At 67.2% G+C, this 6,627-nt stretch carries 8 protein-coding genes; 3 read left to right on the top strand and 5 right to left on the bottom strand.

What is annotated here, in order from left to right:
- Positions 1-197: 197 nt before the first annotated feature.
- Both FIU66_RS14305 and FIU66_RS14300 read left to right on the top strand, forming a co-directional pair.
- On the top strand, positions 198-437 hold the full coding sequence (locus tag FIU66_RS14305) for an AbrB/MazE/SpoVT family DNA-binding domain-containing protein (RefSeq protein ID WP_167623588.1): 240 nt from the start codon (positions 198-200) through the stop codon (positions 435-437).
- Positions 434-841, top strand: coding sequence for a type II toxin-antitoxin system VapC family toxin (locus tag FIU66_RS14300; protein ID WP_167623587.1), 408 nt, complete (start codon positions 434-436; stop codon positions 839-841). The genes FIU66_RS14305 and FIU66_RS14300 overlap by 4 nt, the downstream gene beginning before the upstream one ends.
- A gap of 312 nt (positions 842-1,153) precedes the next feature.
- Here the strand turns inward: FIU66_RS14300 and FIU66_RS14295 are convergent, their stop codons facing one another.
- The 5 genes from FIU66_RS14295 to FIU66_RS14275 all read right to left on the bottom strand — a co-directional run bounded on the left by FIU66_RS14295 (position 1,154) and on the right by FIU66_RS14275 (position 5,486).
- On the bottom strand, positions 1,154-1,681 hold the full coding sequence (locus FIU66_RS14295; protein ID WP_167623586.1) for a sterol desaturase family protein: 528 nt from the start codon (positions 1,679-1,681) through the stop codon (positions 1,154-1,156).
- Positions 1,678-2,376, bottom strand: coding sequence for a fatty acid desaturase (locus FIU66_RS14290; RefSeq protein ID WP_240544792.1), 699 nt, complete (start codon positions 2,374-2,376; stop codon positions 1,678-1,680). Before FIU66_RS14290 ends, FIU66_RS14295 begins: the two co-directional genes overlap by 4 nt.
- 194 nt (positions 2,377-2,570) lie before the next feature.
- On the bottom strand, positions 2,571-3,686 hold the full coding sequence (nagA, locus tag FIU66_RS14285) for an N-acetylglucosamine-6-phosphate deacetylase (protein ID WP_167623585.1): 1,116 nt from the start codon (positions 3,684-3,686) through the stop codon (positions 2,571-2,573).
- 4 nt (positions 3,687-3,690) lie between these two features.
- Positions 3,691-4,716 (bottom strand): SIS domain-containing protein, encoded by a 1,026-nt coding sequence (locus FIU66_RS14280; RefSeq protein WP_167623584.1) that lies wholly within the window; start codon positions 4,714-4,716, stop codon positions 3,691-3,693.
- Positions 4,713-5,486, bottom strand: a complete 774-nt coding sequence (locus FIU66_RS14275; RefSeq protein ID WP_167623583.1) for a GntR family transcriptional regulator — start codon at positions 5,484-5,486, stop codon at positions 4,713-4,715. Before FIU66_RS14275 ends, FIU66_RS14280 begins: the two co-directional genes overlap by 4 nt.
- 245 nt (positions 5,487-5,731) lie before the next feature.
- Between FIU66_RS14275 and FIU66_RS14270 the strand changes: the two genes are divergently transcribed.
- Positions 5,732-6,622 (top strand): N-acetylmuramic acid 6-phosphate etherase, encoded by an 891-nt coding sequence (locus tag FIU66_RS14270; RefSeq protein ID WP_167623582.1) that lies wholly within the window; start codon positions 5,732-5,734, stop codon positions 6,620-6,622.
- The last annotated feature ends 5 nt before the right edge of the window (positions 6,623-6,627 follow it).

The following is a 6,627-nucleotide window of genomic DNA, read 5'->3' as shown; positions in this document are numbered from 1 at the left end:
GCTGCCGTCCTTATCTTGGTGACAGCCGCTGGGTTACGCTTCATGCCGTCATATTCTGTTTGTTGCGTAATTTATCGTCGCCTTTTTCGATTCTGACAAGGGCTAAATCACCGGACTGCCCTGTCCGCGGCAGCCCGGAAAGATTGTTTCATCTTGTCCTTTGTAGTAATACTTGCGGTATTACCGATGGGATCATCATGCGCATCACCACCAAGGGCCAGGTCACCATTCCCCAGATGGTGCGGGATCATGCCGGGCTGCAGCCGGGGACCGAGGTCGATTTCATCATCGGCGACGATGGCGTGGTCCGGGTCGTTCCGGCCGGGCAGGGGGCCGGGCAGAAGGCGATGCGGCTGGACGCCGCCATCGCCGGGCTGCGCGGCAGCGCGGACACCATCCTGTCCACGGATGAGATCATGGCCCTGACCCGCGAATGACGCCGGTCCTGGTCGATGCGAACATCCTGATCGATATCTCGACCGCCGATCCCATATGGTCCGAATGGTCTGCCGAGGCGCTGATGCGTCTGGGACGCGAGACACGGCTGGTCATCAACCCGCTGATCTATTCGGAACTGTCCATTGCCCATAGCCGGATCGAGACGCTCGAGGCGCTGCTGCCTGAGGATGTCTTCCATCGCGAGGCGCTGCCTTGGCCCGCCGCCTTTCTGGCGGGGAAGGCCTTTCTGGCCTATCGCAGGCGCGGCGGCCTTCGCAGATCCCCCTTGCCCGATTTTTACATCGGCGCCCACGCCGCCCTCCGCCGCTATCGCCTTCTGACCCGCGACCGCGGTCGGTACACGACCTATTTCCCGACGGTGGAGGTCATCGCGCCGGAATGAGAACAGCCGGGGCGATTCCGTCGATTGGCACCTGATACAATCTTGCAGGCCTTTGAGAAACGGTCGTTTGAAAGCGCGTTATCTCCGGTGTAGCCAACGTTGACCCGGTGCTTTCCTTGCGTCTTCTTCACCGAATGAGCCAAGGCCGCCCTTGAAACCTCGTGAAAAAGCGGGCGGCCAAATCGATGCATCAGCTAGCGAAGTAATCCGCGGTTAGCCTCAACAACGCGGGCAGGGAGGCCGAACCTGCTGAAAAACTTCATTGGCCAATGCCCCTGCTGAAGCCTGGGGCACATCGCGTCAGCGCCGCACTCAGTCTTCGGGCCGATCGGCGCGCCAGGCGTCGCGGTGCTTGGACTGGCGTTTCGCCAGGACGCCCGAGGATTTCAGCTGCGCCTTGAGATCGTCGACCGGCGGGGCATAGACAAAGCCGAAGGACACACAGTCGTCGCGCCCTTCGACCGCGTGATGCAGCCGGTGCGCCTGGTAAAGCCTGCGGAAATAGCCGCGCTTGGGGACATAGCGAAAGGGCCACCGCTGGTGCACCAGACCGTCATGGACGACGAAGTAGATCACGCCATAGACGCTGGCACCGACCGCGACCCACCACAGCCACGGCCACCATGCGCTGCCGATCGCGAAAAGCAGGATCGAGATCACCGCAAAGACCACGGCGTAAAGGTCGTTCTTCTCGAACGGACCGTGGGTTTCCTCGTGGTGGGACTTGTGCCAGCCCCAGCCCAGCGGCCCGTGCATGATCCAGCGGTGAACCGAATAGGCAAAGCCTTCCATGGCCACGACGGTCAGGACGACGATCACGACGGGGATCAGAACGCTCATCTTTCATCCTTTCCGCGCGTCGAGGGTAACTGCCACCAGGGCACGGACGGGTAAAGGTGGTGTTCATGGTGATAGCCGCCGAAGTGAAAGCAGGTCAGCAGCGACAGGGGCCGCCCGAACCGGGTCGATCGGGCGTTGTGGCGGTCGGGAAAGGCGTCGTGGTCCGGCCGGTGCGGCAGCCAGGTGCCGAAGACGAAAAGCTGCATTGAGGCCAGGATCGAGGGCACGGCCCAGAAGGCCACATAAGCCCAGCGTGGCCCCAGGATCAGCGCATAAAGGATCACCGAACCACCCAGCACCCAGAACTCGCGCCAGCCGAAATAGGTGCGCACGAAGTCTATATACCAGGACACGGGCCCGCCGCGGCTGAAATCGGGGTCGTCATCCGTGCCGGCATGGCGGTGATGGGCCATGTGCTTGACGATCAGCTTGCGCCAGGAAAACCCCGCGAACAGCAGCAGCGCCAGCGAGCCCAACCCCTTGTTGATCCCCGGCCGGCCCGGAACGATGGCGCCATGCATCGCGTCATGCGCGACGATGAACAGCCCGACGGACAGCCAGGTCAGCCCGATCAGGCAAAGGAGTGCAAGGACAGGCGATGCCGGCGCGTCCAGATGCCACACCGCAAAGACGTGCAGGGCAAGCCAGGCGCAGATCACCGCGCCTGCAAGCGCAAGGCCGACAAGGCTGGACAAGGGGAAGCGTCGCCGCGGTTCGGACAAGCCCTGTCTCCATTCTCGCAATGCATCACCAGCCGCAATCTATGACCGCGCAGGAACAGTTTCCAGTCGAAGCTTCGTGATCCGTTCCGTGCCGCGGAAAGGCTATCCGTCCCCTCTGCCCTGCTGCATGGTCGTTCGCGCAGGATGAAGCGCAGGCCGTTTAACCTTTAGAAGCCCAAACATTCCTTCAGGTGCAGGTCGTCGTCCAGCAGCAGCATCTCGGCCCGGGTGCCGGGCCGGATAGCGCCGTAATCAGCCGACCGCCCGATCAGCGCGGCGGGGATGGCGGACGCCATGCGCAGCGCCCGCGCGGCAGGAATGCCAAGCGTGCCGACCAGCCGGGCCACGGCGTCCGGCAGGGTCAGGTCGGCGCCCGCCAGAGTGCCGTCGGCCAACGTCAGCCTGCCGTCCTGGCGCAGGACCTGCCTGCCATGCAGCGTCATCTCGGTCAGGTCGGTGCCGGCAAAGGCCATGCAGTCGGTGACAAGGAAGATCCCTTCGGGCCGCGCCGCCAAAGCCAGCGACATCGCCGCCGGATGCACATGCACCCCGTCTGCGATCAGGCCGGCGGCGCAGGTTCCGGTCAGCACCGCGCCCACCAGGCCGGGGCTGCGGTGGCCAAGCTGGCTCATGGCGTTGAACAGATGGGTCGCGCAGCGCGCCCCGGCGCGAAAGGCCGCCATCGCGGTCTCGTAGCTGCAATCGCTGTGGCCCAGGCTGACGACCGCGCCCGCCTGCGACAGGGCATGGATCTGCTGGGCCGTGGCGGCTTCGGGGGCCAGGGTGACCATCAGCGCGGGCAAATCCCGCGCCGCCCGGCACAGCCGGTCCAGATCCGCCTCCTCCATCGGCCGGATCAGCGCGGGATCATGGGCGCCCTTGCGGCGCGGGTCCAGATGGGGGCCTTCCAGATGCAGGCCCAGGAACCCCGGCACCCCGGCCCGCGCGGCCTTCAGGCCCGCCGCGATCACGCCCGCCGTGGCCTCGGCCGTGTCGGTGATCAGCGTGGGCAGCACCCCGGCGCTGCCCAGGGCGCGATGCGCGGCGCAGAGCCGTTCCAGATCCGCGACATCCGTTGAAGCGGACACCAGGACCCCGCCGCCGCCATTGACCTGAAGATCAAGGAAGGCAGGCACCAGCGTGCCTTCCAAAGCCCGGCTGACCGGCGGCGCCTGCTCCTGCGGCAGCAGGGCCGCGATCCGCCCGCCCCGGACCACGACGGCATGGCCGGTCAGGAAGCGGTCGCCGTCGAAGATCCGCGTGGCTGTCAGAACCTCCTGCATCGTTCTAGACCGTTTCCGTGACCTTGCGCAGATGGGGCGGCATGTCGGGATCGAAGCCCCGCGCCCGTGCCAGCCCCTCGACGCAGGCATAAAAGGACACCGCCAGCACCAGGGGCGCCACGACCGGATGCAGATCCGGGACCGAGGGCAGGGTCACCGCGCCCGCGGCCTCGGCCCCGGTCAGGAAGACATCGGCACCCTGACCCGCCAGGCGTTCCGCCGTGGCGACAAGCTGCGGCAGGGCGGCATCCGCGACGCCCAGGGCCAGCACCGGAAAGCCGGGCTGCACGATGGCCGCGGGCCCGTGCAGCACCTCGGCCGCGCTGAAGCCTTCGGCGTGAAGGCCGCAGGTTTCCTTCAGCTTCAGCGCCGCCTCGCCGGCAATGGCCACGGCCGGGCCGCGCCCCAGGACATAGGCCGATCCGGCCCCGGTCAGGCGCGCGGCAAGGGGCGACCAGTCGCAGTCAAGCGCCTTGGCAAAGGCATCAGGCAGATCCGCCACCGCCTGGCACAGCGCCGCGTCCTGCCGCCATTCGCCCAGCAGCGCCAGCCCGGCCAGGATGCTTGTCACAAAGGTCTTGGTCGCGGCCACGCTGCGTTCGACCCCCGCCAGCAGCGGCAGCGCATGGGCCGAGGCCTGGGCCAGCGGGCTGTCCGGCGCATTGCTGATGGCCACCGTCAGCGCCCCCCCGGCGCCTGCCGCGCGCAGCATCTCGACGATGTCTGGACTGCGGCCCGATTGCGAGATGCCGATGCAGGCCCCCTGCGCCAGATGCAGCGGCCGCCCATAGATCGAGGCGATGGACGGCCCCAGCGAGGCCACGGGCAGGCCCTGTTCCAGCTCGATCGCGTATTTCAGATAGGTCGCCGCATGGTCCGACGACCCGCGCGCGACGGTGGTGACCACCACGGGCGCGCGGTCGCGCAGCGCCGCCGCCGCCGCCAACACGGCGTCGCGGCTGCCCTCCAGGAAACGACGCGCGGCTTCGGGGATTTCGGCGATCTCGCGCGCCATGTGGCTTTGGTTCATCCGGGCCTCCTGTCCGTGTCGGGTGCCGATTTCAGTTCCACGGCGAAATCATAGGCATCGCCTCGATAAAGCGATCTGGTGAATTCGATCACCTGCCCCGAAGGCAGGTAGGAAATGCGTTCGATCCGCAGCCCCGCCGCCCCCGGCGCGACCTGCAGGAAGCCCGCATCCGCAGCCCCCAGGTTGGTCGCCGAAATGCGTTGCACGGCCCTGACCGGGCGCAGCCCCCGCGCCTCGAGCACGCTGTAGAGCGAGCTTTCCACCTGGTCCGGCCGGGGCAGCACCTGCTGCGACAGCGAGGCCCGTTCGATCGCCAGGGGCAGGCCATCCGACAGGCGCACCCGTTCCAGCCGCGCCACCCGGTCGGCGGATCCCAGGCCCAGGGCCATCACCTCCTCGGGGCTGGGCGCGAAAAGCCCGCGACCGATCCAGCGGCTTTCCACCGAACGGCCACGCCGGGCCATGTCCTCGGTGAAGGATGTCAGCAGCGACAGCGCCTGTTCCAGCCGCTCCACCTTGCGCGCGACAAAGGTTCCCGATCCGCGCCGCTGCACAAGCTGCCCCGAGGCCACCAGTTCCTGCACGCCCCGGCGCACCGTCACCCGCGACAGGCCCGTCATGCTGGCCATTTCCCGTTCCGGAGGCAGGCTGTCGCCCGGACCAAGCCGGCCCGAGGCGATGGCATCCGCGATGCGCCGCTGAAGTTGCAGGTAAAGCGGACCATGGCCGGTTTCCGCAAATCCCCCGGGGCTGAACGGATCGTCGGTCATGGCGTCCGCCCCCGGTCCGGTGCCAGGGCGCGGCCGCGCAAGGCCAGGCGGCACGCCGCGCCTTTCGCATCATTGACCAGATCAAGCACCATCCGAATCTCCTGCCTGATCTAGTAATACCAAACAAATGCCAATCGGAAGAAGATTCGGTTTGGTGCGGAAGATAAAGGATTTTATGGCCTGCTCTGACAAAGGTCTTTACAGATGGTGTTGCTTTGGCATCATCTTGCCAGCGGAGGAATCACATGGACCCTCGTCCCACCGAACAGCGCCACCCCTTGGCCCAAGGGCTGCACCTGCGCCCTGCGGCGCAGATCGGTGCGCTTTTCGTGCAGGCGCAGACCGATGCGATCGCCAGCCTGCCGGCAGCCCTTCCGGCAGTCGAGGCGGCGGCCCAGGCCGCTGCGGCGGCGCTGCGGCGGGGCGGAAGGCTGGGCTATGCCGGCGCGGGCAGTTCGGGCCTGATGGCGCTTGCCGATGCCCTGGAACTGGCCGGCACCTTCGGCATCCCGCCCGACCGCACGCCCGTCCTGTTCGCGGGCGGCGCATCGGCGCTGCTGCAGATGCGCGGCGATGTCGAGGATGACGCCGAGGCCGCGGCCGAGGATTTCAAGCGCAGCGGGCTGTCGAGGGGCGACGTGCTGGTGGTCGTGTCAGCCTCGGGCAGCACGCCCTATGCGCTGACGGTCGCGCAGGCTGCCAGGGCCGCGGGCGTGACGGTCGTGGGCATTGCCAATGTCGCGTCATCACCCCTTCTGGATTTGGCCGATATCGCGGTCCATCTGGCGACCCCGCCGGAACTGGTGGCGGGATCGACCCGGCTGGGCGCAGCGACCGCGCAAAAGGCCGCGCTGAACCTGATGTCGGTGCTGTTGGGCATAGACCTGGGCCATGTCCATGACGGCTTCATGGTCAATGTCCAGGCCGACAATGCCAAGCTGGTCGGCCGCGCCGCCCGGATCGTGGCAGGCGTGGCCGGCGTGGACGACGCGACGGCCAAGACCGCCCTGGCGCAGACCGGCGGCGCAGTGAAGCCGGCGATCCTGGTGGCGCAGGGACGCACACCGGGCGACGCGGAACAGGCGCTGCGGCAAAGCGGCGGCCATCTGGCGCCCCTGCTGGCGGCGGAACAATAACCAAC

It is taken from the genome of Paracoccus sp. AK26, assembly GCF_011801365.1.
Classification (GTDB): Bacteria; Pseudomonadota; Alphaproteobacteria; order Rhodobacterales; family Rhodobacteraceae; genus Paracoccus; species Paracoccus aerius.
The sequence above is the reverse complement of the archived record's forward strand: the minus strand, read 5'-3'. Positions and strand labels throughout refer to the sequence as shown.

What these genes read in the sequence shown, in the direction of transcription:
- FIU66_RS14300 (WP_167623587.1), top strand. Translation starts at nt 434, where the DNA reads ATGACGCCGGTCCTGGTCGATGCGAACATCCTGATCGATATCTCGACC.
- FIU66_RS14305 (WP_167623588.1), top strand. Translation starts at nt 198, where the DNA reads ATGCGCATCACCACCAAGGGCCAGGTCACCATTCCCCAGATGGTGCGG.
- nagA (WP_167623585.1), bottom strand. Translation starts at nt 3,686, where the DNA reads ATGCAGGAGGTTCTGACAGCCACGCGGATCTTCGACGGCGACCGCTTC.
- FIU66_RS14295 (WP_167623586.1), bottom strand. Translation starts at nt 1,681, where the DNA reads ATGAGCGTTCTGATCCCCGTCGTGATCGTCGTCCTGACCGTCGTGGCC.
- FIU66_RS14275 (WP_167623583.1), bottom strand. Translation starts at nt 5,486, where the DNA reads ATGACCGACGATCCGTTCAGCCCCGGGGGATTTGCGGAAACCGGCCAT.
- FIU66_RS14270 (WP_167623582.1), top strand. Translation starts at nt 5,732, where the DNA reads ATGGACCCTCGTCCCACCGAACAGCGCCACCCCTTGGCCCAAGGGCTG.
- FIU66_RS14280 (WP_167623584.1), bottom strand. Translation starts at nt 4,716, where the DNA reads ATGAACCAAAGCCACATGGCGCGCGAGATCGCCGAAATCCCCGAAGCC.